Origin of the sequence: Variovorax sp. J31P207 (genome assembly GCF_030316965.1) — a bacterium.
Taxonomy (GTDB): Bacteria; Pseudomonadota; Gammaproteobacteria; order Burkholderiales; family Burkholderiaceae_C; genus Variovorax; species Variovorax ginsengisoli_B.
This window is the reverse complement of sequence record NZ_JASZYN010000004.1, coordinates 126,346-151,392: the sequence shown is the minus strand read 5'-3', so window position 1 is coordinate 151,392 and position 25,047 is coordinate 126,346. Positions and strand designations below refer to the sequence as shown.

24 protein-coding genes are annotated in these 25,047 nt (G+C 70.4%); 17 read left to right on the top strand and 7 right to left on the bottom strand.

What is annotated here, in order from left to right:
- From QTI68_RS15310 to QTI68_RS15275, 8 genes are read left to right on the top strand one after another with little or no spacing between them, the layout of a single operon-like run.
- Positions 1 to 1,887: a TonB-dependent receptor domain-containing protein gene (locus QTI68_RS15310; protein ID WP_286522429.1), complete on the top strand. Its 1,887-nt coding sequence runs from the start codon at positions 1 to 3 to the stop codon at positions 1,885 to 1,887.
- Complete coding sequence (locus QTI68_RS15305; protein WP_286522428.1) at positions 1,884 to 2,450, top strand: bifunctional adenosylcobinamide kinase/adenosylcobinamide-phosphate guanylyltransferase; 567 nt, start codon at positions 1,884 to 1,886, stop codon at positions 2,448 to 2,450. Before QTI68_RS15310 ends, QTI68_RS15305 begins: the two co-directional genes overlap by 4 nt.
- Entirely contained in the window at positions 2,447 to 3,307 is an 861-nt protein-coding gene (locus QTI68_RS15300; RefSeq protein ID WP_286522427.1) for an ABC transporter substrate-binding protein, read from the top strand. The genes QTI68_RS15305 and QTI68_RS15300 overlap by 4 nt, the downstream gene beginning before the upstream one ends.
- Positions 3,304 to 4,308, top strand: a complete 1,005-nt coding sequence (locus QTI68_RS15295; protein ID WP_286522426.1) for a FecCD family ABC transporter permease — start codon at positions 3,304 to 3,306, stop codon at positions 4,306 to 4,308. The genes QTI68_RS15300 and QTI68_RS15295 overlap by 4 nt, the downstream gene beginning before the upstream one ends.
- Positions 4,305 to 5,081: an ABC transporter ATP-binding protein gene (locus QTI68_RS15290; protein WP_286522424.1), complete on the top strand. Its 777-nt coding sequence runs from the start codon at positions 4,305 to 4,307 to the stop codon at positions 5,079 to 5,081. Before QTI68_RS15295 ends, QTI68_RS15290 begins: the two co-directional genes overlap by 4 nt.
- A gap of 12 nt (positions 5,082 to 5,093) precedes the next feature.
- Positions 5,094 to 5,663: a cob(I)yrinic acid a,c-diamide adenosyltransferase gene (gene cobO / locus QTI68_RS15285; protein WP_286522422.1), complete on the top strand. Its 570-nt coding sequence runs from the start codon at positions 5,094 to 5,096 to the stop codon at positions 5,661 to 5,663.
- Positions 5,660 to 6,610 (top strand): adenosylcobinamide-phosphate synthase CbiB, encoded by a 951-nt coding sequence (gene cbiB, locus QTI68_RS15280; RefSeq protein ID WP_286522420.1) that lies wholly within the window; start codon positions 5,660 to 5,662, stop codon positions 6,608 to 6,610. Before cobO ends, cbiB begins: the two co-directional genes overlap by 4 nt.
- Positions 6,607 to 7,611: an aminotransferase class I/II-fold pyridoxal phosphate-dependent enzyme gene (locus QTI68_RS15275; RefSeq protein ID WP_286522418.1), complete on the top strand. Its 1,005-nt coding sequence runs from the start codon at positions 6,607 to 6,609 to the stop codon at positions 7,609 to 7,611. Before cbiB ends, QTI68_RS15275 begins: the two co-directional genes overlap by 4 nt.
- A gap of 1 nt (position 7,612) precedes the next feature.
- Here the strand turns inward: QTI68_RS15275 and QTI68_RS15270 are convergent, their stop codons facing one another.
- A complete protein-coding gene (locus QTI68_RS15270; RefSeq protein ID WP_286522417.1) occupies positions 7,613 to 8,527 on the bottom strand; it encodes a LysR family transcriptional regulator in 915 nt (304 codons plus the stop codon).
- Positions 8,528 to 8,692: 165 nt separating this feature from the next.
- On the opposite strand from QTI68_RS15270, the gene QTI68_RS15265 reads away from it, so the two are divergent.
- The 4 genes from QTI68_RS15265 to QTI68_RS15250 all read left to right on the top strand — a co-directional run bounded on the left by QTI68_RS15265 (position 8,693) and on the right by QTI68_RS15250 (position 15,809).
- The gene (locus QTI68_RS15265) at positions 8,693 to 9,556 is read left to right on the top strand and encodes an alpha/beta hydrolase (RefSeq protein ID WP_286522416.1); all 864 of its coding nucleotides are present in this window, start codon (positions 8,693 to 8,695) and stop codon (positions 9,554 to 9,556) included.
- 207 nt (positions 9,557 to 9,763) lie between these two features.
- The gene (locus QTI68_RS15260; RefSeq protein WP_286522415.1) at positions 9,764 to 11,008 is read left to right on the top strand and encodes an efflux RND transporter periplasmic adaptor subunit; all 1,245 of its coding nucleotides are present in this window, start codon (positions 9,764 to 9,766) and stop codon (positions 11,006 to 11,008) included.
- A gap of 22 nt (positions 11,009 to 11,030) precedes the next feature.
- Positions 11,031 to 14,294 carry an efflux RND transporter permease subunit gene (locus QTI68_RS15255; RefSeq protein WP_286522414.1) on the top strand — a complete coding sequence of 1,088 codons (3,264 nt, stop codon included), beginning with the start codon at positions 11,031 to 11,033 and terminating at the stop codon, positions 14,292 to 14,294.
- 30 nt (positions 14,295 to 14,324) lie between these two features.
- Complete coding sequence (locus QTI68_RS15250; protein WP_286522413.1) at positions 14,325 to 15,809, top strand: efflux transporter outer membrane subunit; 1,485 nt, start codon at positions 14,325 to 14,327, stop codon at positions 15,807 to 15,809.
- Between the two features lie 22 nt (positions 15,810 to 15,831).
- On the opposite strand, the gene QTI68_RS15245 is transcribed toward QTI68_RS15250, so the two are convergent.
- Positions 15,832 to 16,080 carry a hypothetical protein gene (locus QTI68_RS15245; protein ID WP_286522412.1) on the bottom strand — a complete coding sequence of 83 codons (249 nt, stop codon included), beginning with the start codon at positions 16,078 to 16,080 and terminating at the stop codon, positions 15,832 to 15,834.
- Positions 16,081 to 16,205: 125 nt separating this feature from the next.
- Between QTI68_RS15245 and QTI68_RS15240 the strand changes: the two genes are divergently transcribed.
- Genes QTI68_RS15240 through QTI68_RS15225 form a run of 4 tightly spaced genes read left to right on the top strand, consistent with a single transcriptional unit; the run spans position 16,206 to position 20,063 of the window.
- Positions 16,206 to 17,678, top strand: coding sequence for a cobyric acid synthase (locus QTI68_RS15240; RefSeq protein WP_286522410.1), 1,473 nt, complete (start codon positions 16,206 to 16,208; stop codon positions 17,676 to 17,678).
- On the top strand, positions 17,675 to 18,721 hold the full coding sequence (gene cobT, locus QTI68_RS15235) for a nicotinate-nucleotide--dimethylbenzimidazole phosphoribosyltransferase (RefSeq protein WP_286522408.1): 1,047 nt from the start codon (positions 17,675 to 17,677) through the stop codon (positions 18,719 to 18,721). Before QTI68_RS15240 ends, cobT begins: the two co-directional genes overlap by 4 nt.
- Positions 18,718 to 19,515: an adenosylcobinamide-GDP ribazoletransferase gene (locus tag QTI68_RS15230; protein WP_286522406.1), complete on the top strand. Its 798-nt coding sequence runs from the start codon at positions 18,718 to 18,720 to the stop codon at positions 19,513 to 19,515. Before cobT ends, QTI68_RS15230 begins: the two co-directional genes overlap by 4 nt.
- Positions 19,512 to 20,063, top strand: coding sequence for a histidine phosphatase family protein (locus QTI68_RS15225; RefSeq protein ID WP_286522405.1), 552 nt, complete (start codon positions 19,512 to 19,514; stop codon positions 20,061 to 20,063). The genes QTI68_RS15230 and QTI68_RS15225 overlap by 4 nt, the downstream gene beginning before the upstream one ends.
- A gap of 31 nt (positions 20,064 to 20,094) precedes the next feature.
- On the opposite strand, the gene nth is transcribed toward QTI68_RS15225, so the two are convergent.
- A complete protein-coding gene (gene nth, locus QTI68_RS15220) occupies positions 20,095 to 20,733 on the bottom strand; it encodes an endonuclease III (protein ID WP_286522403.1) in 639 nt (212 codons plus the stop codon).
- 63 nt (positions 20,734 to 20,796) lie between these two features.
- On the opposite strand from nth, the gene QTI68_RS15215 reads away from it, so the two are divergent.
- The gene (locus tag QTI68_RS15215; RefSeq protein WP_286522402.1) at positions 20,797 to 21,984 is read left to right on the top strand and encodes an aminotransferase-like domain-containing protein; all 1,188 of its coding nucleotides are present in this window, start codon (positions 20,797 to 20,799) and stop codon (positions 21,982 to 21,984) included.
- A gap of 69 nt (positions 21,985 to 22,053) precedes the next feature.
- Here QTI68_RS15215 and QTI68_RS15210 read toward each other — a convergent pair whose 3' ends face one another.
- The 4 genes from QTI68_RS15210 to QTI68_RS15195 all read right to left on the bottom strand — a co-directional run bounded on the left by QTI68_RS15210 (position 22,054) and on the right by QTI68_RS15195 (position 25,047).
- The gene (locus QTI68_RS15210) at positions 22,054 to 22,365 is read right to left on the bottom strand and encodes a HigA family addiction module antitoxin (protein WP_286522401.1); all 312 of its coding nucleotides are present in this window, start codon (positions 22,363 to 22,365) and stop codon (positions 22,054 to 22,056) included.
- Between the two features lie 63 nt (positions 22,366 to 22,428).
- The gene (locus QTI68_RS15205) at positions 22,429 to 22,698 is read right to left on the bottom strand and encodes a type II toxin-antitoxin system RelE/ParE family toxin (protein WP_286522400.1); all 270 of its coding nucleotides are present in this window, start codon (positions 22,696 to 22,698) and stop codon (positions 22,429 to 22,431) included.
- Positions 22,699 to 22,774: 76 nt separating this feature from the next.
- Positions 22,775 to 23,536, bottom strand: a complete 762-nt coding sequence (locus tag QTI68_RS15200; RefSeq protein ID WP_286522398.1) for a hypothetical protein — start codon at positions 23,534 to 23,536, stop codon at positions 22,775 to 22,777.
- Positions 23,536 to 25,047, bottom strand: coding sequence for an alkaline phosphatase (locus tag QTI68_RS15195; RefSeq protein WP_286522396.1), 1,512 nt, complete (start codon positions 25,045 to 25,047; stop codon positions 23,536 to 23,538). Before QTI68_RS15195 ends, QTI68_RS15200 begins: the two co-directional genes overlap by 1 nt.

Genomic DNA, 25,047 nt, shown 5'->3' with positions numbered 1-25,047 from the left:
ATGAAATCTGTCGTCTCGTCCACCTGCGCCGCCCGCAGCGCTTCGTCGTGCCCGCTTCCGCGCGCCCATGCCATCGCGCTGGCCATCGTTTCCCTGACTTCGCTGCCGAACCTGGCCTCGGCCCAGGAGGCCGCCACGGCGACCCTGCCCGAAACCGTGGTGACTGCAACGCGCGCGCCGGCCCGCATCGACGAACTGGTGTCGGACACCGTGGTCATCGAACGGGCCCAGATCGAGCAGCAGGCCAGCCGTACCTTGCCCGAAATCCTGGCCCGCATGGCGGGGGTTCAGATCTCGGCCAACGGCGGCCTGGGCAAGGGCAGCAGCGTGTACATCCGCGGCGCCGAGGCGCGCCACACCATCCTCCTGATCGACGGGGTGCGCTACGGCTCGGCGACGCTCGGCACGCCGGTCTGGGACAACATCCCGGTCGAGCTGATCGACCGCATCGAAGTGGTCAAGGGGCCCGGCTCGGCGCTCTACGGCAGCGACGGCGTCGGCGGCGTGGTGCAGATCTTCACGCGCAAGGCGGCGCCGGGCGAGACGGTGTTCAACCCGCGCGCCTCCACCACCATCGGCAGCGACAGCTACAAGCAGATCACCGGCGGCTTCAGTGGCGGCGCGGGCGCGGCGACCTACTCGCTCGACGTCACGCGCACGCTGGTCAACAGCGTCTCGGCCACCAACCGCAACGTGCAGTTCGGCAACTTCAACCCCGACCGCGATCCGTTCTCGCAGACCGGCGCCAACGCTTCGTTCGGCTACCAGTTCACGCCGGACTGGAAGTTCGACGCCGGCATGCTGTACGCCGATGGCCTGAACCACTACGACGACGGCCCCGGCCGCGACACCCGCGGCACCTTGCGGACCCAGACCGGCTATGCCGGCGTCAATGGCCGGGTGCTGTCCAACTGGACCACCCAGCTGCGCTACTCGCGCAGCGACGACGACACGCGCGCGATCGTGGCCGCGCCCTTCAACGTGCCCGGCCTGTTCCAGACGACGCAGGACCAGTACCTCTGGCAGAACGACATCGCGACCCCGATCGGCACCGTGGTGGCCGGCCTCGAGCGCCTGGAGCAGAAGGTCAAGAGCGACACCGCGTACACGGTCACCGAGCGCACGATCGACGCCGGCTTCGTCGGCCTGAACGGCAATTCCGGTCCCCACAGCTGGCAGCTCAACGCGCGTCACGACAGCAACTCGCAGTTCGGCGACGACGACACCTGGTATGCCGGCTACGCCTACCGCATCACGCCGAACTGGCGCGTCAGCATCTCGCAGGGCACCAGCTTCGTGGCGCCGTCGTTCAACCAGCTCTACTACCCGGGCTTCGGCAATCCGTTGCTCAAGCCGGAGGAGGGCAAGAACACCGATATCGGCATCACCTGGACCGAGGGCGCCCACACGGTGAAGCTGGTTGGCTACGACAACAAGATCCAGGGCTTCATCACCAACACGACGCTGCCGCAGAACATTCCCGAGGCGCGCATCACCGGCGGCACGCTGAGCTACGACGGCCAGTTCGACGCCGTGGGCCTGCATGCCAGCTACGACTCGCTCGACCCGCGCAACGAGGTCAGCGGCAAGCAGCTGCCGCGCCGGGCCAAGAACCAGGCGACGCTGGCGATCGACTACACCACCGGCCCCTGGAAGATGGGCGCTTCGGCCCTGAGCGTCGGCAGCCGCTTTGACGACACGGCCAACACGCGCAAACTCGGCGCCTACACCACGATCGACCTCTATGTGGATTACCGCTTCGCCAAGGACTGGTCGGTGCAGGGCCGCATCACCAACCTGACCGATGAACACTACGAGACCGCCTATGGCTACAACCAGGCCGGAATCGGCGCCTACCTGACCGTGCGGTGGCAGCCGAAGCAGTGAGCATCGTCCGCCGCGAACTGATCCTCGGGGGTCAGAAGAGCGGCAAGTCGCGCCGCGGCGAGCAGATCGCCGCGGCGTGGCTGGCGCGCTCGCCCTCGCACCGCGCGGTGCTGGTGGCGACCGCGCGGGCGCTCGACGAGGAGATGCTGGCGCGCGTGACGCGGCATCGCGAGGATCGGGCGGCGCGCCTGCCTGCCATGGAAACGGTCGAGGAGCCGCTGGCGCTGGCGCAGGCGATCCGCGAGAACGCCGGCCCCCGCACGCTGGTGCTGGTCGATTGCCTCACGCTCTGGCTGACCAACCTGATGGTGCCTTTCGGGGCGCCGCGCGCGTCGATGGCGGCCGATCGCGCGGTCGCGGAGCTGCTGCAGGCGATCGGCGAGTCGCCCGGTCCGCTGGTCCTGGTCGGCAACGAGATCGGCCTTGGCGTGATTCCGCTCGGCCGCGAGGTGCGCGCCTTCGTCGACGCCCTGGGCCTGCTGAACCAGCAGGTCGCCGCCGCCTGCGAGCGCGTCACGCTGATGGCCGCCGGGCTGCCGCTGACCCTGAAGGATGCGCCATGAAGCGGATCGCCCGGCTGTGGTTCGCCGGCTGGCTGTGCGCGCTCGCGCTGGCGGCCCAGGCGACCGTGGTGGTCGACGAGCGCGGCGTGGGCGTCGAGCTGCCGAGGCCGCCGCAGCGCATCGTGACCGTGCTGCCGTCGCTGACCGAATCGGTCTGCGCACTGGGCGCCTGCGACCGGCTGGTGGGTGTCGACCGTTATTCGAACTGGCCGGCGTCGGTGCGGGCGCTGCCGCAGGTCGGCGGCGGCATCGATCCGAACGTCGAGGCGATCGTCGCGCTCAAGCCCGACGTGGTGCTGCTGGCGAAGTCCTCGCGCGTCACCGACCGGCTCGAGGCGCTGGGACTCAAGGTGGTGGTGCTCGAACCGAAGAACCATGCCGACGTCCGGCGGGTGCTCGACGCGCTCGCCCGGGTGCTCGGCACCGGCGATGCGACAGCGGTTTGGCGCGCCATCGATGCCAGCGTGTCGGCGGCGGCCCAGTCGCTGCCCGAGCGCGTGAAGCGCACGCGCGTGTACTTCGAAATCAACAGCGCCCCGTATGCGGCCGGCGAAGCCTCCTTCATCGGCGAGACCCTGTCGCGGCTCGGTGCCAGGAACATCGTGCCGGCTGCGCTGGGGCCGTTTCCGAAGCTCAACCCCGAGTTCGTGGTCCGCGCCGATCCCGACCTGATCATGGTCGGCGAGCGCAGCGCCCAGGGGCTGGAGCAGCGGCCGGGCTGGGGCCGCATCAAGGCCGTGCGCGAAGGCCGCATCTGCCGCTTCACGGCCGAGCAGTCCGACGTGCTGGTCCGGCCCGGGCCGCGCATGGGCGAGGCGGCGCGCCTGATGGCCGGCTGCCTGCAGGAGCACGGGTGAAGGGGCAGCAGCGCCGCGCCTGGGGGCTGGGCATCCTGCTGGTGGCGCTGGCGGGCGCGCTGCTGGTGCTGGGCGCGGGCATCGGCAGCACCGGTTTCGAGAACCTGCTGGCGGCCGGCGACGACCCGGTGGCGCTGCAGATCGTGCGCGACATCCGGCTGCCGCGCACGCTCGGCGCCTGGCTCGCGGGCGCGCTGCTGGGACTGGCTGGCGCGATCGCGCAAGGGCTGTTCCGCAATCCGCTGGCCGATCCGTACCTGTTGGGCAGCGCCTCGGGCGCCTCGCTCGGCGTCGCGCTGGCGCTCTGGCTGTTCGGCTTGTCGCCGACCAGCACGCAATGGGTGGTGCGCCTGGGCCTGACCGGCGCGGCCTTCCTCGGTGCGGTGCTGGCGGTGCTGCTGACGCTGTTGCTGGCGCGCGGCGTCCAGCAGACCTTGCGGCTGCTGCTGGCGGGCGTGATCGTCGGCGTGGTGCTGGGGGCGGCCAAGGATCTGCTGACCATCGCCTCGGCCGACATCCTGCAGGCCATCCAGGGCTTCATGCTCGGCAGCACCGGGCTGGTCGGCTGGAGCGCCTGCGCCGTGATGGGCGGGCTCGGAGTCGCCTGCCTGCTGCTGGGGTGGGCGTTGGCGCCGGTGCTCGACGGCCTGGCGCTCGGCGAGGCCACGGCGGCCAGCCTCGGGCTGCCGCTCGGCGCCATGCGCGCCGCGCTGGTGGCGGTGCTGGCGCTGGCGACCGGCACCGCGGTGGCGCAGACCGGGCTGATCGCCTTCGTCGGCCTGGCGGCGCCGCACCTGGTGCGCTCGGTGGTCAAGACCACGCATGGTCGGCTGATCGTTCTGTCCACCGCGATGGGCGGCCTGCTGCTGATGGCGGCCGACCTGCTGGCGCGCTGGATGGTCGCGCCGCAGGAACTGCCGGTCGGCGTCCTGACCGCGGTGCTCGGCGGCAGCTACCTGCTGTGGCTGATGCACCGGCGCAGCGCGCGGGGTGGCCTGTGAGTACGCCGGCCGCGCTCGAAGCTCGCGGCGTGTCGGCCAGGCTGGGCCTGGCCGAGGTGCTGCACGGCATCGACCTGTCGCTGGCGTCGGGGCGCTGGACCAGCATCGTCGGGCCCAACGGCGCGGGCAAGTCGACCTTGCTCAAGGTGCTTGCCGGCCTGCTGGCCCATGGCGGAGAGGTGCGCCTGCATGGGCAAGCGTTGAGCACGCTCCCGGGCCGCGCCCGGGCCCAACGCCTGTCCTGGCTGGGCCAGGGCGTGGCGGGCGAGGGCAGCGCCGACGACCTGACGGTCTACGACGTCGCGATGCTCGGGCGCCTGCCGCACCAGCGCTGGCTGGCGGCGCCGAGCGCGGCCGACCGGGCGGCGGTCGAGCGCGCACTGCGCAGCACCCAGGCCTGGGACTGGCGCGAGCGGCCGCTCGGCCAGCTGTCGGGCGGCGAACGCCAGCGGGTGCTGCTGGCGCGGGCGCTGGCGGTCGAGGCCGAGCTGCTGCTGATGGACGAGCCGCTCGCCAACCTCGACCCGCCGCACCAGGCCGACTGGATGCGGACCGTGCAGGCGCTGGTGGCCGAAGGCAAGACCGTGGTCAGCGTGCTGCACGAACTGAATGCCGCGCTCGCCGCCGACGCGATGGTCGTGATGGCGGCGGGCCGCGTGACCCATCACGGCGGCTGCGGCGATGCCGCGACCCATCGGGCGCTCGAAGCGGTGTTCGACCACCGGGTCGCCTTTCACCACGTGGCGGGCCAATGGCTGGCCGTGCCGCACTGACAACCGAAACACATGCAGATCGAAACTCCTCCCAGCGAAAAACCCTACGACAAGCCCGAAGGCGAGCGCCGCGGGTTGGTGATCGTCAACACCGGCGACGGCAAGGGCAAGAGCACCGCCGCCTTCGGGCTTGCCCTGCGCGCCCACGGCCGCGGCAAGGCGGTGAAGATCTACCAGTTCATGAAGGTGCCGAGCGCGCGCTTCGGCGAGCACCGGATGTTCGAGCAGCTCGGCATCCCGATCGAAGGCCTCGGCGACGGCTTCAGCTGGAAGAGCCAGGATCTCGAGCACTCGGCGCAGCTGGCGCGCGACGGCTGGGAGCGGGCCCGGGCCGCGATCCTGTCGGGCGCGCACTTCCTGGTCGTGCTCGACGAGATCACCTACCCGCTGATCTACGGCTGGCTGCCGCTCGACGGCGTGCTGGAGACACTGCGCACGCGGCCGAAGGAGGTGCACGTGGTGCTGACCGGTCGCCGCTGCCCGCCCGAGATCGTCGAACTGGCCGACACCGTGACCGAGATGCAGATGGTCAAGCACGCATTCAAGGCCGGCATCCCCGCCCAGCGCGGCATCGAGGATTGAGCGCGATCGCGGCCCTCTGGCTGGCGCTGGCCATCGACCGATGGTTCGGTGAGCCGCCGGCGCGCGGGCATCCGGTGGTCTGGATCGGCCGCTATCTGGGCTGGGCCGGTCGGCGCATCGCACCGCCGGCCGGTGCGCCGGCGCGCGCGCGGGCGGCCTTCGCCGGTGGCGCGCTCGCCTGGTGCGCCGGCGCCGCGCTGGTCGCTGCCGCTGCCTGCGCGGTCGCCGAAGTTGCGAGCCGCCTGCCGGCCTGGGCCGGGCCGCTGCTGACCGGCATCGCCCTCAAGCCGCTGCTCGCCTGGCGCATGCTGCGCGACGAGGTGCTGGCGGTCGAGGCCGCGCTCGGCCGCTCGCTCGATGAAGGCCGCGGCCGGCTGGCGCGGCTGGTGAGTCGCGACGTGGGCGCGCTGGACGCGGTCGGGGTGCGCGAAAGCGCGATCGAATCGCTGGCCGAGAACCTCAACGATTCGCTGGTGGCGCCGCTGTTCTGGTTTGCGCTGTTCGGCCTGCCGGGTGCGGCGCTCTACCGCTTCGCCAACACCGCGGATGCGATGTGGGGCTACCGCGGCGAGCGCGAAGGCCGGCAGTGGACCTGGGCCGGCAAATGGGCCGCCCGCGTCGACGACCTGCTGTCGTGGCTGCCCGCCCGCCTGACGGCCCTGTTCCTGTGGGGCGCTTCGGCGGCGGCGGGCGCAGGACTCGGGACCCTGCGCCGCGAAGCCGGCCGGACGCCGTCGCCCAACAGCGGCTGGCCGATGGCCGCGATGGCGCTGCAGCTGGGAATCCGGCTGGGAAAGCCCGGGGTCTATGTGCTCAACGAAGCCGGCCGAGGCGCCACAGCGGCCGACACAGAGCAGGCAGCGCGACTCGCCGCCCGCGGGGTCGCGCTGGCCGGCGCCTGCGCCACGGCCGCGATCGGCTGCATCGCGCTGCGGGGCGCGGCATGAGGGCCTCCGAGATGTTCGAGCTGATGCACGGCGGACCCGATGCCCAGGGCGCGGTCCCGCATGATTTCTCGACCAACGGCAATGCCTGCGGGCCCTGTCCCGCCGCGCTGCAGGCACTGCAGGCGGCGGACGCCAGCCGCTACCCCGATCCGCACTACCTCGACCTGCGCGAGCGGCTGGCGGGCTTTCATGGCGTCGAGGCCCATCGGATCGTGATCGCCGCCAGCGCCAGCGAGTTCATCGGCCGTGTCACGGCCGCCGTGTCCCAGGGCGGCGGCGGGCGGGTCCGGCTGCCGCCGCACGGCTACGGCGACTACGCGCGGGCTGCCAAGGCCTGGCACTTCCAGCCGGCGACGGCCGACGGCGCGGCCGACCTGGTCTGGTGCTGCGACCCCGCCAGCCCGCTGGGCCTGCCGCAGGAGGACCTGGCCCGCCGGGTGGATCAACTGGCTCCCCACGCGACCTGCGTGCTCGACCTGGCCTACGAACCGCTTCGCCTCGAAGGGGCGCTGGCGCTGGACGCGGCGCAGCGCGACCGCGTCTGGCAGCTCTGGACGCCCAACAAGGCGCTCGGGCTGACCGGCGTGCGGGCCGCCTACGCGATTGCTCCGGTGGCGGCGCAGGACCTGGGCGCACGGCTGGCCCGGCTGGCGCCGTCCTGGCCGCTCGGCGCCCATGGCGTGGCCCTGCTCGAGGCCTGGACCGGCGGGGCGGCACGGCAGTGGCTCGACGGCAGCCTGGCCACCCTCCGGGCCTGGAAGGCGGCGCAGCGCGCCGCCTGCGAATCGCTGGGCTGGCGCCTGCTGCCCGGCGACGCCAACTTCTTCTGCGCCGAGCCGGACGTCGCGCTCACGCCGGCCCGCAGCGCGGCGCTCCGGCAGGCCGGCATCAAGCTGCGCGACACGGCTTCGTTCGGGCTTCCGGGGCTGGTGCGGCTCGGCGTCCTGCCGCCCGCCAGCCAGGAGGCGCTGCGGCAGGCCTGGCGCACCGCGCGGCGCTGAATCAGAGCCGCTGCAGCTGCGGGTGCTTGGCGAACAGCTCCGCCGCCCAGTCGACGAAGGCGCGCACCTTCGCGCTCAGGTGGCGGTTGGGCGGATACACCACGTGCACCGGCAGCGGCGGCCGCGTCCAGTCCGGCAGGATCTGCACCAGTTCGCCGCTCGCGATGAAAGGCTCGGCCATGTAGGTGATGACCTGCGACAGCCCGAAGCCGCCGAGCACCGCCGTCATGTGGGCATTGCTGTCGTTGACCGAGACGCGGTAGGGCCCGGTGATCTCGAACTTCTCGTCGCCCCGGTGGAACTCCTCCGGAAACATGCGCCGCGTGCTGCCCGAGAAGAAGCCCACCACCAGGTGGCGCTTCTCGATGTCCGTGGGATGCTGCGGGGCGCCGTAGCGCTTCAGGTAGGCCGGCGAGGCGACCGTCATCCAGGGCAGGTTGCCGATCCGCCGCGCCACCAGCGACTGGTCGGTCAGGTCGCCGCCGCGTATCACGCAGTCGACGTTGTCGGAGATCAGGTCCACCGCCCGGTCGCTGACCCCGACGTCGACCTGGATGTCGGGATAGCGGTCGCAGAAGGTCGCCAGGGACGGCAGGATCACCAGCCGGGCCATCGACGAGCCGACGTCGATCCGCAGCCGACCCGTCGGGTTGGCCTGGGCGTTGGTCATGCTGGCCTCGATGTCGTCGAAGTCGTTCAGCAGCCGGGCGGTTCGTTCGTAGTAGGCCGCGCCGTCGGGCGTGACCGTGACGCGCCGGGTGGTGCGGTTGAGCAGCTTGACGTGCAGCCGCGACTCCAGCGCCTGGATCTGCTTGGTGACCGTGCCCTTGGGCAGGCCGAGCGAATCCGCGGCGCGGGTGAACGTGCCGGCTTCGACGACGCGGACGAATATCCGCATGCCCTGGATCTGGTCCATCTATGCTGCTCCTGGGGGTGGCGGAATGCCTTGGGGGAGCGGATTCTCACACGGGCTCCGGATGCGATTGTTAGTCGGATGGAAACAGAGTGGGGCCCGGTGTCCGTTTGAACCCACCCTGCGCCGCCTTATATTTCGTTCATCGTCCATCCACCGAGGCCGTCCATGTCCAGCCGTTCCATTGAGCAACCCGTTGCCGCCGCCTCCACGGCCGCTGCACGGGACGCCGAGACCGATATCCGCATCGAGTTGCCGGATCGGGAGCCGGTGCAGGCCCGCCTGTACGGTGTTCGGCCGCGCGGAGCGACCGTGCCGCTGGTGCTGCATTTCCATGGCGGCACCTTTGTCTGCGGCGACCTCGACAACGGCCGCAGCGTGGCCCGGCTGCTGGCCGGCGCCGGCGCCGTGGTGGTTTCGCTGGACTACCCGTTGGCGCCCAAGGCACCGTTCCCGGAGCCGATCGAGGTCGGTTTCGCGGCGCTCGAATGGCTCTACAAGCAGCGCGTCAAGCTGGCCGGCAAGGGCGCCGAGGTGTTCCTGGCGGGCGAGGAGGCCGGCGGCAACCTCGCAGCCGCGGTGGCGCTGATGGCGCGCGACCGGGCCCATCCTCCCCTGGCCGGCCAGATCCTGCTGTCGCCGATGCTGGACCCCTGCGCGGGGACCGCGTCGCTGCGCAAGGCCACCGGCGACGCCATCCAGTGCAAGTGGGCGTCGGGCTGGCAGGAATACCTCAAGCGGCCGGTCAATGCGACCCATCCCTATGCGGTACCCGGCGGCTCGCTGCGGCTGGCGCAGGTGGCGCGGACCCTGGTGCTGGTCGGCAAGGACGATCCGATGCGCGACGAGGCGCTGAACTTCGCGCGCCGGCTCGCCGATGCCGGCATCGAGGTCACCAGCAGCGTGCTGCCGGGCGCGGCGAACTGGCCCGAGGCGCTCTACGAACCGGAAGGTTCGGGCTGTGCGGCCTGCGAGGCGGCGGTGCAGAAGCACTTCCGCGACTTCTTCAGCGCGACGCCGCCGCCGCACTGAGCGACGGCGCACGGCAGGCCGTGCGCCGCAGGTTCCGGTCACCCGGAACCCCCTGAACAGACCGAGGTGAAGGCACCTCGAAGCCGACGGCGCCAACCCGCCGTGGGGCGGCGTTCGCCCCGCAGATTTTCTTTTTACCGCTGTCCTGCGCCATCCGCGCGGGAGGGCGGCGTGTTTTCCAAGCGTCATCCCAAAAGGACCTTCATCATGTCGAACCCTCAACCCTCCTCCCCGGCCCGGCGCCGCCTCTGGCCCGCCGTGACGGGCGTCACGGCGCTGGTGGCGATCGCCTGCGCCGCGCTCGGCTTCCACAGCCTGCATGCCCAGGCCAGCGACGTCACGGCCGTGGCGGCCCCGCGTGCCACGCCGGTGTCGGTGGCGACTGTGGCGGCGACCGAAGTCAACACCTGGGACGAGTTCTCGGGCCGGCTCGAGGCGGTCGAGCGGGTCGACGTTCGATCGCGGGTGGCCGGCGCCGTGCAGGCGGTGCACTTCCGCGAAGGGGCGCTGGTCAAGCAGGGCGAACTGCTGATCACCATCGACCCGGCGCCCTACGCGGCCGAAGTGGACCGTGCCGAAGCCCAGGTCGCCTCGGCCCAGGCCCGCGTCTCGTTCACCCGCAGCGAGCAGGAGCGGGCCCGCCGCCTGTGGGACGAAAAGGCGATCGCCCAGCGCGAGCTGGACGAGCGCACCAATGCCGGCCGCGAGGCCGAGGCCAATCTGCGCGCCGCCCAGGCCTCGCTGCAGAGCGCGCGGCTGAACCTGGGCTATACCCAGGTCCGGGCCCCGGTCGCCGGACGCACCGGCAAGCTGGAGGTCACCGTCGGCAACCTGGTCGCGGCCGGTCCCGGCGCGCCGGTGCTGACCACGCTGGTGTCGGTCAGCCCGATCTATGCGAGCTTCGATGCCGACGAGCAGGTCGTGGTGCGGGCCCTGAAGGACATGCCCGGCGGCGCCAGCGCCCGCGGTCGGATCGAAGGCATCCCGGTGCAGATGGGCACCGCGGCCAGCGAAGGCACGCCGTTCCAGGGCCGGCTCCAGCTGATCGACAACCAGGTCGACGCCAAGAGCGGCACGGTGCGGGTGCGCGCCGCCTTCGACAACGCCGACGGCGCCTTGATTCCCGGCCAGTTCGCGCGCATCCGGATGGGCCAGGCGCGCAACGACACGGCCTTGCTGGTCAACGAACGCGCGGTCGGCACCGACCAGAACAAGAAGTTCGTGCTGGTGGTCGGCGCCGACAACAAGGCCGAATACCGCGAGGTCGCGCTCGGCGCGCCGGTGGACGGGCTGCGCGTGGTCACCAAAGGCCTGAAGGCGGGCGAGCGGGTGGTCGTCAACGGCCTGCAGCACGTGCGCCCGGGCGCACTGGTGGCGCCGCAGGCCGTCGGCATGGATGCCAAGGCCGAATTGGCGCCGCCGGCCCAGCGCGTGGCGGACGCGAAATCCTGATCCCGCTGGCGGGGGAAACATCATGAATCTATCCAAGTTCTTCATCGACCGGCCGATCTTTGCCGGCGTGCTGTCGCTGCTGATGCTGATCGCCGGCTTGATCGCGCTGCGCGGGCTGCCGATCTCCGAGTACCCCGAAGTGGCACCGCCGTCGGTGGTGGTGAGGGCCCAGTACCCGGGCGCCAATCCGAAGGTGATCGCCGAGACCGTGGCGACGCCGCTGGAGGAGTCGATCAACGGCGTCGAGGGCATGCTCTACATGGGCAGCCAGGCGACCACCGACGGCGTGATGACGCTGACCGTCACCTTCAAGCTCGGCACCGACCCCGACAAGGCGCAGCAGCTGGTGCAGAACCGCGTCTCGCAGGCCGAGCCGCGCCTGCCCGAGGAAGTGCGCCGGCTCGGCATCACGACCGTGAAGAGCGCACCTGACCTGACGATGGTGGTGCACCTGGTGTCGCCCAACGACCGCTATGACATCAACTACCTGCGCAACTACGCGGTGCTGAATGTCAAGGATCGGCTGGCGCGCATCCCCGGTGTCGGCCAGGTGCAGATCTTCGGCGGCGGCGAGTACTCGATGCGGGTCTGGCTCGATCCGCAGAAGGTGGCGCAGCGCGGCCTCTCGGCCAGCGACGTGGTGGCCGCGATCCGCGGCCAGAACGTGCAGGCCGCGGCCGGCGTGGTCGGCGCCTCGCCGGGCCTGTCGGGCGTCGACATGCAGTTGTCGATCAACGCCCAGGGCCGCCTGCAGAGCGAGGAAGAGTTCGGCGACATCATCGTCAAGACCGGCAGCGACGGCGCCGTGACGCGGCTGCGCGACATCGGCCGCCTCGAGATGGGCGCGGCCGACTACTCGCTGCGCTCGTTGCTGAACAACGACGCCGCGGTCGGCATCGGCGTGTTCCAGGCCCCGGGCTCCAACGCGCTGGACATCTCGCGCGACGTCCGCAAGACCATGGACGAGATCGCCAAGAACATGCCCGAGGGCGTGGAGTTCCGCATCGCCTACGACCCGACCCAGTTCGTCCGGGCCTCGATCGAATCGGTGGTCCACACCTTGCTGGAGGCGATCGCGCTGGTGGTGCTGGTGGTGATCCTGTTCCTGCAGACCTGGCGCGCCTCGATCATCCCGCTGCTGGCGGTGCCGGTGTCGGTGATCGGCACCTTCGCCGTGCTGCACGTGCTGGGCTTCTCGATCAATGCGCTGAGCCTGTTCGGGCTGGTGCTGGCGATCGGCATCGTGGTCGACGACGCGATCGTGGTGGTGGAGAACGTCGAGCGCAACATCGAGGCCGGCCTGACGCCGCGCGAAGCCACCTACCGCGCGATGCGCGAGGTGTCGGGGCCGATCATCGCGATCGCGCTGGTGCTGGTCGCGGTGTTCGTGCCGCTGGCCTTCATCAGCGGGCTCACGGGCCAGTTCTACCGCCAGTTCGCGGTCACGATCGCGATCTCGACGGTGATCTCGGCGATCAATTCGCTGACCTTGTCGCCGGCGCTCGCGGCGCTGCTGCTGCGCAGCCACGATGCGCCCAGGGACGCGCTGACGCGCGGCATGGACCGGGTCTTCGGCGGTGTCTTCCGCGGCTTCAACAAGCTCTTCCATCGCGGCGCCGAGGCCTACAGCGGCGGCGTCCGGCGGGTGATCTCGCGCAAGACGCTGATGCTGGTGATCTACCTGGCGCTGGTCGGCGTCACCTTCGGCCTCTTCAAGGCGGTGCCCAGCGGCTTCGTGCCGGCGCAGGACAAGCAGTACCTGATCGGCTTCGCGCAGCTGCCCGACGGCGCCACGCTGGACCGCACCGAGGACGTGATCCAGCGCATGGGCGAGATCATGAAGAAGAACCCGAACGTCGAGGACGCGATCGCCTTCCCGGGCCTGTCGATCAACGGCTTCACCAACAGCTCCAACTCCGGCATCGTGTTCGCGACGCTCAAGCCCTTCGCCGAGCGCAAGCGGGGCGACCAGAGCGGCGGCGCCATCGCGGGCCAGCTGAACCAGCAGTTCGCCGGCATCCAGGAGGCCTTCATCGTGATGTTCCCGCCGCCGCCGGTGGCGGGGCTCGGCACCACGGGCGGCTTCAAGCTGCAGCTGGAGGATCGTGGGTCGGTCGGCTACGAGGCGATGGACGGCGCGGTCAAGGCCTTCATGGCCAAGGCCTCGCAGGCGCCGGAGCTCGCGGGCTTGTTCACCAGCTGGCAGGTCAACGTGCCGCAGCTCTATGCCGACATCGACCGCACCAAGGCGCGGCAGCTCGGCGTGCCGGTGACCGACATCTTCGACACCATGCAGATCTACCTCGGCAGCCTCTATGCGAACGACTTCAACAAGTTTGGCCGCACCTACAGCGTGCGGGTACAGGCCGATGCGCCGTACCGCGCCCGCGCCGAGGACGTGGGCCTGCTGAAGGTGCGCTCGACCTCGGGCGAGATGGTGCCGCTGTCGGCACTCATGAAGGTCAATTCGAGCTTCGGGCCGGAACGCGCCATGCGCTACAACGGCTACCTGGCCGCCGACGTCAACGGCGGGCCGGCACCGGGTTATTCCTCGGGCCAGGCGCAGGACGCGATCGAGCGCATCGCGGCCGAGACCCTGCCCAAGGGCGTGAGCTACGAATGGACCGAACTGACCTACCAGGAGATCCTGGCCGGCAACTCGGCGCTGCTGGTGTTCCCGCTGGCGATCCTGCTGGTGTTCCTGGTGCTGGCGGCGCAGTACGAGAGCCTGACCCTGCCGCTGGCGATCATCCTGATCGTGCCGATGGGCATCCTGGCCGCGATGACCGGCGTCTGGCTGTCCCATGGCGACAACAACGTGTTCACGCAGATCGGGCTGATCGTGCTGGTCGGGCTGAGTGCCAAGAACGCGATCCTGATCGTGGAGTTCGCGCGCGAACTCGAGTTCGCCGGGCGCACGCCGATCCAGGCCGCGATCGAGGCCAGCCGGCTGCGGCTGCGCCCGATCCTGATGACATCGCTGGCCTTCGTGATGGGCGTGCTGCCGCTGGTGCTCGCCACCGGCGCCGGCGCCGAGATGCGCTCGGCGATGGGCGTGGCGGTGTTCGCCGGGATGATCGGCGTGACTGCCTTCGGCCTGTTCCTGACGCCGGTGTTCTATGTCGCGGTGCGCAAGATGGCCGGCAACCGCCCGCTCAAGCTGCATGGCGAGGTGCCGCACGTCGATGCCTTCGTGTCGGCCGACCATCCGGCCGGCGGCGGCGGCGGCGGCGCGGGCGGCGGACTGCAGCCCGCGCCTGCCGCACCGCTGCATCACGACGCCTAGGCCACTCTGCCTTCCCAAAGAAAGCTGATCATGAATTCAAGACTTGAAACCCGAGGCGGGCGCTGGGGCGCCGCGCTGCTGCCGTTGTTCGCCGCGCTGGTGCTGGCCGGCTGCGCGACCGCACCGGCCGAACTGCCGACCTTCAACCCGCCGGCCCAGTTCAAGGAGCAGGCCGCCGACACGCAGGGCAGCTGGACCCGGGCCCAACCTGCCGAGGCGCAGCCGCGCGGCGATTGGTGGCGCAGCTTCGACGACCCGGTGCTCGACCAGCTGATCGCGCGCGCGGACGCCCGCAACACCAGCATCCAGGCGGCGGCGGCACGGCTGGCCGAGGCGCGGGCCCTGGCCCGCAGCACCGATGCCGACCTCGCGCCGCAGATCGGCCTGGGCGCCGGTGCCGCGCGCAGTGCCGGGCTCGACCGCAACCAGAGCCCGCGGCCTTCGACCCTGGCGCGGGCCGGTTTCGATTTCTCCTACGAGCTCGATCTGTTCGGCAAGCTCTCCGGCGCCAGCGATGCCGCGCGCCTCGACGCCGAATCGCGCGCCGGCCTGCTGCAGAGCACGCGCCTGCTGGTCCAGGCCGAAGTGGCCCAGACCTACCTGGCGCTGCGCGCGGTCGATGCCGAGCGGGTGCTGGTGCGCGACACGGTCGAGGCCTATCGCGACACGCTGCGCCTGACGCAGAGCCGCGAGCGGGCAGGGGATGTGGCCGAGCTCGATGTGGCGCGGGTCGAGACCGAGGTCGCTTCCAACGAGTCCGATGCGATGACGCTGGACCGCCGCCGCGCCGAACTGGAGCACGCCCTGGCGGTGCTGGTCGGCGACCTGGCGTCCGACTTCGACGTCGGCGCGGGCGAATGGTCCACCGCCTTGCCGACGATCCCGCCGGGCGTGCCCGCCACCGTGCTGTCGCGCCGGCCCGACATCTCGGCGGCCCAGAAGTCGGTGCTGGCGGCGCAGGCGCGGGTCGGCGTCGCGCAGGCGGCCTGGTTTCCGGACATCACGCTGACGGGCGCCGGCGGCTATGCCTCCAACGACGTCGGCGACCTGCTGAAGTGGTCGGCGCGCTCCTGGGGCATCGGGGCCTTGCTGGCGCTGCCGGTGTTCGACGGCGGCCGGCGCGAGGCCGGCGTGCAGGGCGCGTCGGCGCTGCTCGACGGCGCGCTGGCCAACTACCGGACGCAGGTGCTGGTCGCCTTCAAGGAAGTGGAGGACCAGCTGTCGTCACTGCGCATCCTGGCCCAGCAATCGGGCGTGCAGGCCAAGGCCGTGGCGTCGGCCGAGCGTGCCACCACGCTGTCGGACTCGCGCTACCGCAACGGCATGATCAGCCAGCTCGACCTGCTCGACGCGCGCCGCAGCGAACTGCAGAACCGGCGGCAGGCGCTGCAGGTGAAGTCGGCGCAGTACCAGGCGACCGTGGGGCTGATCCGGGCGCTGGGGGGCAGTTGGGACGCGCAGGTGGTGTCGCTCGCGCCGACGGGCGCCCAGCAGGCGCAGGTGGCGGCTCGCTGAGCGGCCCCGGTTGCTCGGCCGTTCAGCGCCCCATGGGCAGACCGTGGAACGCGCTGTGCGCCCAGCCGTCGGGATCGGCCAGCTTGCGCAGCTGGTGGGCGCCCATCACGAGCGCGTTGGCGTAGGTGGTCTGCGGGTTGGCGGCGCAGTAGATGCCGCTGTAGTGGATCGCCTCGGCGGCGTCGCTGGGGAGGGCTTCCAGGATCACCCAGAAGAACTGATTCTTGTCGCGCTCCTCGACCGTGAGCGCTATGTCGCGTAAGCCTGGCATTCGCCGTGGTTCCCTTTTTTCTTCATGGCGTCGAAGGTAAGGGTGAAATGCATGAATGCTTTAGGATTCATTCCAAGCCGATTGCGGGGATCGTGAGGAAGATCACGTAAAGGACAATCGCGCTCATGAATTCCAATGTGCCAGGCGGCCGGGCCCGCTGCGTCATGGTCCTCGGCACCACCAGCGGCGCCGGCAAGAGCTGGCTGGCGACCGCGCTGTGCCGCTGGTTCGCGCGCCAGGGCCTGCGGGTGGCGCCGTTCAAGGCGCAGAACATGAGCAACAACGCCCGCGTGGTGGCGGGCGGGGAGATCGGCAGCGCGCAGTACTTCCAGGCGCTGGCGGCGCGTGCCGAGCCCGATGTCCGCATGAACCCGCTGCTGCTCAAGCCCGAGCGCGACACCCACAGCCAGGTGGTGCTGATGGGGCAGGTGAGCCCCGAGCTCACGGCCTTGCCCTGGCGCGGGCGCAGCGAGCGCGTCTGGCCGCAGATCGCGCAGGCGCTCGACGCCCTGCGCGCCGAGAACGACGTGGTGGTGATCGAGGGTGCCGGCTCGCCCGCCGAGATCAACCTGATGGCCAGCGACATCGTCAATCTGCGCGTGGCGCGGCACGCCGATGCCCGTTGCCTGCTGGTCACCGATATCGATCGGGGCGGGGCCTTCGCGCATCTCTACGGCACCTGGGCGCTGATGCCGGCAGCCGACCGCGCGCTGATCGCCGGCTTCGTGCTCAACAAGTTCAGGGGCGATGCCTCGCTGCTCGCGCCCGCGCCGCAGCAGTTGCAGGCCTTGACCGGCGTGCCGACGGTGGCGACGCTGCCCATGTGGTGGCAGCACGGCTTGCCGGAGGAGGACGGCGTCTTCGACGACCGCAGCGTGGCGGCGGGCGGCGAAGTCACGCGCACCATCGCCGTGGTCGCCTATCCGCGCATCAGCAACCTGGACGAATTCCAGCCGCTCAAGAATATCGCCGGGGTGCGCCTGCGCTGGGCCCGCAGTCCGGCCGACGTGGCCGGCGCGGACTGGATCATCCTGCCCGGCTCGAAGAACACGAGCGGCGATCTCGCCTGGCTGCGCGCCCAGGGCCTCGACCGCGCGGTGGCCGCGCATGCGGAACGCGGCGGCGCCGTGCTGGGCATCTGCGGCGGGCTGCAGATGCTCGGCGAGGCGCTGATCGATCCGCATGGCGTCGACGGCAACGGGCCGGGGCTCGGGCTGCTGCCGGTGGTCACCGTCTTCGCCGCCGACAAGACCGTTCGCCACCGCGAGGCGAAATTCTCGAAGTTGGGCGGCCCGTGGTCCGCTTTGTCCGGGCTCAGCGTGCGCGGCTACGAAATCCGTCATGGCCAGACGGCCGAACACACCGCCATGGCGGCCGCCGGCGACCGCGCCACGGCGGTCATGGCGGACGATCTCGCGTGGCAGAACAGCGCCGGCCATGTGCTCGGCCTCTACCTGCACGGCCTCTTCGAGGACCCCGGCGCGCTCCAGGCGCTGTTCGGCGTCGAGGCGCGAACGCTCGATGCCGTGTTCGACGGCCTGGCCGACCACATCGATTCCCACTTTGAACCGGGCGTGCTGCGCTCCCTCATCGAATGACCTCGCTACAACTTCCCCCGATCGACAGCATCGACGACGCCGCCTTCGCGGCACGGCTGCAACAACTGCTCGACAACAAGACCAAACCCATCGGCGCGCTCGGCCGGCTGGAGGCGCTGGCGCTGCGCATCGCGTGCATCCTGGGCAGCACGGCGCCGGTGCTCGACGCGCCGCAGATGCTGGTCTGCGCCGGGGACCACGGACTCGCGGCGCGCGGCGTGTCGGTGTACCCCAGCGACGTGACCTGGCAGATGGTCGAGAACTTCCTGGCCGGCGGCGCAGCCGTGAGCGTGCTGGCCCGGCAGCACCGCCTGAACCTGACCGTCGTCGATTGCGGCGTGCGGCACGACTTCGCGCCGCGAAAAGGCCTGCTGCTGCGCAAGGTCGCGCCGGGCACCGCCGATGCCTCCCTGGGGCCGGCGATGAGCATGGCGCAGTGCGAGCAGGCCATCGTGAACGGCATGGCGCTGATGCGCGATCTGCCCGGCAATGCCGTGCTGCTGGGCGAGATGGGCATCGGCAACTCGTCCGCGGCGGCGATGCTGCTGGCCCGGATTTCCGGGCAGGACATCGATGCCTGCACCGGCGCCGGCACTGGCCTCGATGCCGCCGGGCGGGCCCACAAGCACAAGGTGCTGCGCGGCGTGCTCGAGCTGCACGCGGCCGCCACCGACCCGCTGGCCGCGCTGGCCGCGTTCGGAGGGTTCGAGATCGCGACGCTGGTGGGCGCGGTGCTGCAGGCGGCGCAGGAGCGGCGGGTGATCGTGCTCGACGGCTTCATCGCCAGTGCCGCGGTGCTGGTGGCGCGTGCGCTGCGCCCGCATGTCGTGCAACGCTGCGTCGCGGCGCACGAGTCGGCCGAACCGGGTCACCGGCTGCTGCTGAACTACTTGGAGCTGCGGCCGCTGCTGCAGCTGGACCTGCGTCTTGGCGAAGGGTCCGGTGCGGCGCTGGCATGGCCGCTGCTCGAATCCGCCTGCTGCATCCTGCGCGAGATGGCGAGCTTCGAGTCGGCCGGCGTTTCGAGGCAGGAGCCGGCATGAACGGCGTGCGCCACTTCCTGCTGGCGCTGCAGTTCTTCACGCGGGTTCCGGTCACGGGGCCGCTCGCGGGCTGGGTCGGGTTCAGCCCGGCGATGCTGCGCGCGAGCGCGGCGCATTTCCCGGGCGTCGGCTGGCTGGTGGGTGCGGTTGCGGCCGGCGTGTTCTGCATCGCGCAGGCGGGGCTGGCGGGCTTCGCGGGTGCGCTGGCGGCGGCGGCGCTGTCGACGATCGCCACCGTTCTCATGACCGGCGCGTTTCACGAGGATGGCCTGGCCGACGTCGCGGATGGCCTCGGCGGATCGGCCGACCGTGCGCGCGCGCTCGAGATCATGAAAGATTCGCGGATCGGCGCTTTCGGCGCGATCGCGCTGGTGCTGGCGCTGGGCCTGAAGGTGCTGCTGCTGGGTGCGCTGGCGGGGCAGGGCGTGCCGACCGTGGTTCTCGCGCTCGTGAGCGCCCATGTGCTGTCGCGCCTCGCGCCGCTGTTCCTGATCCGCTGGCTGCCCTACGTCGGGGACGAGAACGCAGCGAGCAAATCGAAGCCGCTGGCCGACGCGATCGGCAATGGCGCCTTGCTGGTCGGCGTTGCGTGGTCGCTGCCGGCGGTGGGCTGGCTGCTGATGACGCAGGGCGCGATGCGGGGATTGGCGCCGGTGCTGCTGTGCGCGCTGGCCGCGTTGCTGGTCGCGCGGCTGCTGCGGCGCCGGCTGCGCGGGTTCACCGGGGACGGCCTGGGTGCGACGCAGCAGGTCTGCGAACTGGCGATCTACCTCGCGCTGGCGTGGCAGGCATGAAGCTGCTGCTCGTGCGCCATGCGCGGACCACGGCCGTCGATGGCTTCTGCTACGGGCGAACCGATGTTCCCGTGCTGCCCGAAGTGACCCGTGCCGTGGCCGAGCGCGTGGCGCCGGAGTTGCCTGAAGGGGTTTCGCTGACCTGTTCGCCCTTGTCGCGCTGTTCGGAACTCGCGCAAGCCATCGTCGCGCTGCGTCCCGATCTGGCCGTGGCCGGCGCCGACCCGCGCATCGCCGAGATGGATCTGGGCGAGTGGGAAGAGCAGCTCTGGTCGGCCATCGACCGCGCCGAGATCGACGCCTGGACGCGCGATTTCGCGGATGTGCGGGCGGGGCGCAGCGGCGAATGCACGCGGCAGTTCATGCGGCGGGTGGGCGAGGCCTTCGATGCCTGGCGTGCCGGCGGCCGCGATGCGGTCTGGATCACGCATGCCGGCGTGATTCGTTGCGCCTGGCTGCTGCGCGACGGCATCCGCGCCATCGAACGGTCCGATCAATGGCCGGGCCAGCCGATCGCTTTCGGCGAGTGCATCACGATCGAGATCTGAACGACGCGCCCGGCGTATCGCGCTGGCCGCTTCAGGGCGCCGGCGTCTTGGGCTTGTAGTCACAGTAAGGTGACACTGCGCACTTCCAGCACAGGGGCTTGCGGGCGACGCAGGTGTAGCGCCCGTGCAGGATCAGCCAGTGGTGGGCGTGCAGGCGGTAGGCCTCGGGCACCCGCTTCTCGAGCTTGAGCTCGACTTCGAGCGGCGTCTTGCCGGGGGCCAGTCCGGTGCGGTTGCCGACCCGGAAAATGTGGGTGTCGACGGCCATGGTCGGTTCGCCGAAGGCGACGTTGAGCACCACGTTGGCGGTCTTGCGGCCGACGCCTGGAAGGGCTTCCAGTTCGGCCCGAGTGCGCGGCACTTCGCCCCCGTGCAGCTCGACCAGCATCCGGCAGGCCTCGACGAGGTGCTTCGCCTTGCTGCGGTACAGGCCGATGGTCTTGATGTAGCGCTCGAGCCCCTCGACGCCCAGGTCCAGGATCGCCTGCGGCGTGTTGGCGACCGGAAACAGCAGGCGGGTGGCCTTGTTGACCCCGACGTCGGTAGCCTGGGCGGACAGCAGCACGGCCGCGAGCAGCTCGAAGGGCGTCTTGTATTCGAGTTCGGTCTCGGGGCTCGGATTGGCCGCCTGCAGGATGGCGAAGAACGGCTCTATGTCTGATTTCTTCATCGTGGCGGGGAGTTTAGGGGGCTGCGACAATCGCTTCCTGCAACTCCTCCCAAGAAGGCTCTCATGCAATTCGCTTCCCGACTCGACAACGTCGAAACCTCCGCCATCCGCGAACTCTTCAAGCTGCTGGGCACGCCCGGCATCATCAGCTTTGCGGGCGGCTTTCCCGACAGCGCGATGTTCGACGTCGAGGGGCTGAAGGAGGCCAGCGCCAAGGCGCTCGCCGAAGAGCCCGGCGGGGCGCTGCAGTATGGCGCCACCGAAGGCTACGAGCCGCTGCGCACGCAGCTGTCGGCCTTCATGAAGACCAAGGGCGTCGAGGTCGACCCGAGCGGCCTGATCGTGACCACCGGCAGCCAGCAGGCGCTCGACCTGCTCGGCAAGACGCTGATCTCGCCCGGCGACAAGGTGATCGTCGAAGGCCCCACCTTCCTGGCGACGATCCAGTGCTTCCGCCTCTACGGCGCGCAGCTCATCAGCGCGCCGGTCGACGCCGACGGCGTGCGCACCGACGAGCTCGAGAAGCTCATCGCCGAACACAAGCCGAAGTTCGTCTACCTGATTCCCACCTTCGGCAATCCCAGCGGCGCGATGCTGAGCCTGGAGCGCCGCCGCAAGGTGCTCGAGATGGCGGTGCGCTACCAGACGCTGATCGTCGAGGACGACCCCTATGGCGACCTCTACTTCGACCAGGCGCCTCCGCCCTCGATCATGGCGCTGACCAAGGACGTCCCGGGCAGCCGCGCGCTGGTGGCGCATTGCGGCAGCCTCAGCAAGGTGCTGAGCCCCGGCCTGCGCATCGGCTGGATGATCGGCCCGGCCGAGCTGCTCGCCAAGGCGACCATGTGCAAGCAGTTCAGCGACGCCCACACCAGCACCTTCGCCCAGGCGACCGCCGCGCAGTACCTCAAGAGCGGCCGGATGCCGGCCACGCTGGCCCATGTGCGCGAGGTCTACGCGGAGCGGGCGCGCGCGATGGGCGAGGCGTTGCAGCGCGAGTTGGGCGACGCCATCACGTTCACGCAGCCGGGCGGCGGGCTGTTCTTCTGGGCCCGCCTGACCGGTGCCGGCGGCAAGGTCGCGGACGCCAACGTGCTCGCCAAGCGGGCGATCGAGAAACTCGTGGCCTTCGTGCCCGGCGCGCCCTTCTTCGCCGAGAAGCCGGATGTCGCCACGCTGCGCCTGAGTTTCGCGACCGCCAATGTCGAGAAGATCCACGAAGGCATCGCGCGGCTCGGCACCGCGCTTTAGATCGACCCGGGCGGCCCTCCTTGCAATGGGCGTAAAAAAGCCCGCTTCGGGGGCGGGCCTTGGGGGCTCTCAGGCGGCGGCCGCGTGCTCGCGCGGGCGGACCTCTTTCTCGATCTGCTTCGCGGCCGCTTTCTCGGCCATCTTGAGGTCGTAGACGCTCTGCATGTTGAGCCACCATTGCGCCGAGCCGCCAAAGTAGCGGGACAGGCGCAGCGCCATCAGGGGGGACACGCCGCGCTTCTCGCGCACGATGTCGTTCACGGTCGGCGCTGCGACGTGCAGTTCCTTTGCGAGCGCGCTGGCGCTCATCTTCAGGGGCTCCAGAAAGTCCTCCCGGAGCGTTTCGCCGGGATGTACCGGACGCATTCCATTCTTGACCATGGCCTCTTGCCTTTCTGCCACACAGGGCGTTCGCATCTTGCGAAATTGCTTTTGCCGTGCGCTTCAATGAGGGTCGTAGATCTTCACTTCCTCGGGACTGTCGCCGTCCCACTTCCAGGCTAGCCGCCACTGGTCGTTGATCCTGATGTGCAAGAAGCCATCGTAGTGCTTCAGATCGTTGCCGGGCGGCGAGCCCATGTCGTCGTTGGTGACAGCCGCATCAAGCTGCGTCAACTTGCGCGCCGCGACCCGCGCGATGGCGGCGAATCGCTTGTTCCTTCCTGTGCGGAAGAGTTCCTCAGTGTCAGCGTCAGAGAAGGATTTGATTGACACAGGGCTGGATTCTATAACGCGTAACGTTAAACGTCAAGCGTTATGAATCGTCCGACCCTGTGCAGGTTGGCGGCGGCTAGTCCAGCAAGTCCGAGTAGTCCCCGCGGTCGTACCCCTTGCTGGCGGCCCAGGGCTCCGGCTTCGGCGCCGGCAGGCGGGTCGCGGTCAGCAGGTAGAACGAGGTGCCGTGCGCATCGCTGCGCTCGATGCGGCGCGGAAACTGGCCCGCCACGTCCCAGTCCACCACGGTCGTGGTCTCGCCCTGGACGCCGCGGTAGCGCTGCACGCCGTCGCGGACGGCCCCGACGCGCGTCATGCGCTGCAGCTGGGCCGGCGCGATCAGCCAGTAGGCCGCATCCCAGGAGCCGCCGTAGCCCACGTTGCCGTGGTGCGCGCGGTCGACCTCGATCACCCGGCGGGTCTTGTCGAGCACCACCTCGACCAGCTCGCTGCCGTCCGCCCGGCGCGTGATGCGCAGGGGCGCGCCCTGCGCTTCGTCGTGGGCGTGGCCGGCGTGCGGGCCGTGTGCATGCGGATGGCCGTGTCCGAGGCTCGCGCGCAGGCCCTCGGGGAGCTCGCGCTCGGTCCACACCGTGCCGGTGCGGCGGAACATGCGATTGGTGTAGCGGGTCTCGCGCGTCACGCCGTCGACGCCGATCGAGCGGCTGACATGCGTCACGCGCAGATCGACCGGGGGCGCGGCTTCCACCGCGGCCGTGGTGACCGCGACCGGCGGTGCCGCGACCGGCGGTGCCGCGGCGGGCTGCGCGGCGGCGCCGCCGGCCAGCAGCGCCACCAGCAGCGCCAGGGCGCCCAGAGGGTTCGGGTGCCTTGCCATCAGAGACCGGCCGCTTCCTTGACCTTGGAAAACACCCGCGTGTTGTCCATCGTGCCCTTGAAGATCCGGGCGCCGGCACCGCCCGCGAACAGCATCACGTCGCCGCCGCCATGGGTCTCGGAGCCCGGCGTGCCCAGGTTGATGCCCACTTCCTGCAGGAAGTTGTCCTGCGTGGTGTCGACGTTGGTCAGGTCGTCGCGGGTGGCGCCGCGGGCCGGCGCGACCCACGGTTTGTTGCCGTCCTCGGCATTGACGTCGCTGCCGACGGTGGCGTTCGGACGCCCGCCGTTGCCGAACACCAGCGTGGTGTAGGGCTTGCCGTCGGAGGCCTTGGCCAGGTCGCCGGTCTGGTAGTCGCGCACCTTGCCCAGGATCGGGTTGTTGATCTTGCTGTAGCCGTTGAAGGCGATCGCGTGGTCGTGGTCGGCCGTGACCACCACCAGCGTGTTCTTCAGGCCCGGGTCCTTCTTCTCCATGAAGGCCAGCGCGGTGTCGATGGCGCGGTCCAGCGCCAGCGTGTCCTCCAGCGCCCGCTTGGCGTTGCTGCCGTGCAGTGCATGGTCGATGCGGCCGCCTTCGACCATCAGGAAGAAGCCCTTGTCGTTGCGGCTGAGCACCTGCAGCGCCTTCTCGGTCATCTGCGACAGGCTGGGCTGGTCGAGGTTCTGGTTCACGCGGTCGAGTTCGTAGGCCATCTCGCTGGCCGAGAACAGGCCCAGCAGCTTGGTCGTCGCAGTGGTGTCGAGCGCGGCCAGCTTGCTGCCGGTGTCGACATAGGTGTAGCCCTTGCCCTCCATCGCCGTCACCAGGTTGACGTTGTCGGTGCGCTTGCTGGCCGCGTAGGTCGACTTCGGCAGGTAGTTGCGCTGGCCGCCGCCCAGCAGCACGTCGACGCCGTCCTTCAGCGCCGCGTTGTAGCGCGCATGTCCCGGCACCGACTGCTCGGCGATCGTGTTGTAGGCGTTGCGGTTGCAGATGTGCGCATAGGTCGCGGCCGGCGTCGCGTGCCCCACGCGGGTGGTGGAGACCGCCCCGACCGAGCGCCCCTGGGCCTTCGCCAGTTCCAGCAGCGTGGCGGCGGGCTTGCCGTTGGTCGCGCTGCAGGTGGTGTCTTCGCCGCTGATGTACTGCGAGCCGTCGGGTGCGTAGGCCGCGGTGTCTTCCGACATCGAGATGACTTCGTTGTTCATCTTCACGCCGGTCATGTAGGCGGCCATCGAGGGCGCGCTGTCGGTGGTCTGGCCGTCCTTCGAGAAGGTCTTGACGCGGGCCGCGTAGCCGAGCGATTGCATCGTCAGCTTGGCGCGTTCGGCCGAGGCCAGCGAGCCGGGCTGGGCCGCCAGCTGCTTCTCGCCCTTGTAGATGCGCGCGGCGGTCACTGTCACCGGGCCCATGCCGTCGCCGAGGAAGAAGATCACGTTCTTCGCCTCTCCGGAGGCGTGGGCGCTGCTGCCCAGGCCCGCGAGCGCGAGCGAGATGGCGAGGCTGATGCTTCGAATGGTGGGAGTCAT

Bases quoted from the DNA above. Each gene is read 5' to 3' on its own strand.
- QTI68_RS15215 (WP_286522402.1), top strand. From the start codon at position 20,797: ATGCAATTCGCTTCCCGACTCGACAACGTCGAAACCTCCGCCATCCGC.
- QTI68_RS15245 (WP_286522412.1), bottom strand. From the start codon at position 16,080: ATGCCAGGCTTACGCGACATAGCGCTCACGGTCGAGGAGCGCGACAAG.
- QTI68_RS15210 (WP_286522401.1), bottom strand. From the start codon at position 22,365: ATGGTCAAGAATGGAATGCGTCCGGTACATCCCGGCGAAACGCTCCGG.
- nth (WP_286522403.1), bottom strand. From the start codon at position 20,733: ATGAAGAAATCAGACATAGAGCCGTTCTTCGCCATCCTGCAGGCGGCC.
- QTI68_RS15260 (WP_286522415.1), top strand. From the start codon at position 9,764: ATGTCGAACCCTCAACCCTCCTCCCCGGCCCGGCGCCGCCTCTGGCCC.
- cobO (WP_286522422.1), top strand. From the start codon at position 5,094: ATGCAGATCGAAACTCCTCCCAGCGAAAAACCCTACGACAAGCCCGAA.
- QTI68_RS15230 (WP_286522406.1), top strand. From the start codon at position 18,718: ATGAACGGCGTGCGCCACTTCCTGCTGGCGCTGCAGTTCTTCACGCGG.
- QTI68_RS15265 (WP_286522416.1), top strand. From the start codon at position 8,693: ATGTCCAGCCGTTCCATTGAGCAACCCGTTGCCGCCGCCTCCACGGCC.
- QTI68_RS15310 (WP_286522429.1), top strand. From the start codon at position 1: ATGAAATCTGTCGTCTCGTCCACCTGCGCCGCCCGCAGCGCTTCGTCG.
- QTI68_RS15300 (WP_286522427.1), top strand. From the start codon at position 2,447: ATGAAGCGGATCGCCCGGCTGTGGTTCGCCGGCTGGCTGTGCGCGCTC.
- QTI68_RS15250 (WP_286522413.1), top strand. From the start codon at position 14,325: ATGAATTCAAGACTTGAAACCCGAGGCGGGCGCTGGGGCGCCGCGCTG.
- QTI68_RS15195 (WP_286522396.1), bottom strand. From the start codon at position 25,047: ATGACTCCCACCATTCGAAGCATCAGCCTCGCCATCTCGCTCGCGCTC.
- QTI68_RS15270 (WP_286522417.1), bottom strand. From the start codon at position 8,527: ATGGACCAGATCCAGGGCATGCGGATATTCGTCCGCGTCGTCGAAGCC.
- cobT (WP_286522408.1), top strand. From the start codon at position 17,675: ATGACCTCGCTACAACTTCCCCCGATCGACAGCATCGACGACGCCGCC.
- QTI68_RS15200 (WP_286522398.1), bottom strand. From the start codon at position 23,536: ATGGCAAGGCACCCGAACCCTCTGGGCGCCCTGGCGCTGCTGGTGGCG.
- QTI68_RS15275 (WP_286522418.1), top strand. From the start codon at position 6,607: ATGAGGGCCTCCGAGATGTTCGAGCTGATGCACGGCGGACCCGATGCC.
- QTI68_RS15255 (WP_286522414.1), top strand. From the start codon at position 11,031: ATGAATCTATCCAAGTTCTTCATCGACCGGCCGATCTTTGCCGGCGTG.
- QTI68_RS15225 (WP_286522405.1), top strand. From the start codon at position 19,512: ATGAAGCTGCTGCTCGTGCGCCATGCGCGGACCACGGCCGTCGATGGC.
- QTI68_RS15240 (WP_286522410.1), top strand. From the start codon at position 16,206: ATGAATTCCAATGTGCCAGGCGGCCGGGCCCGCTGCGTCATGGTCCTC.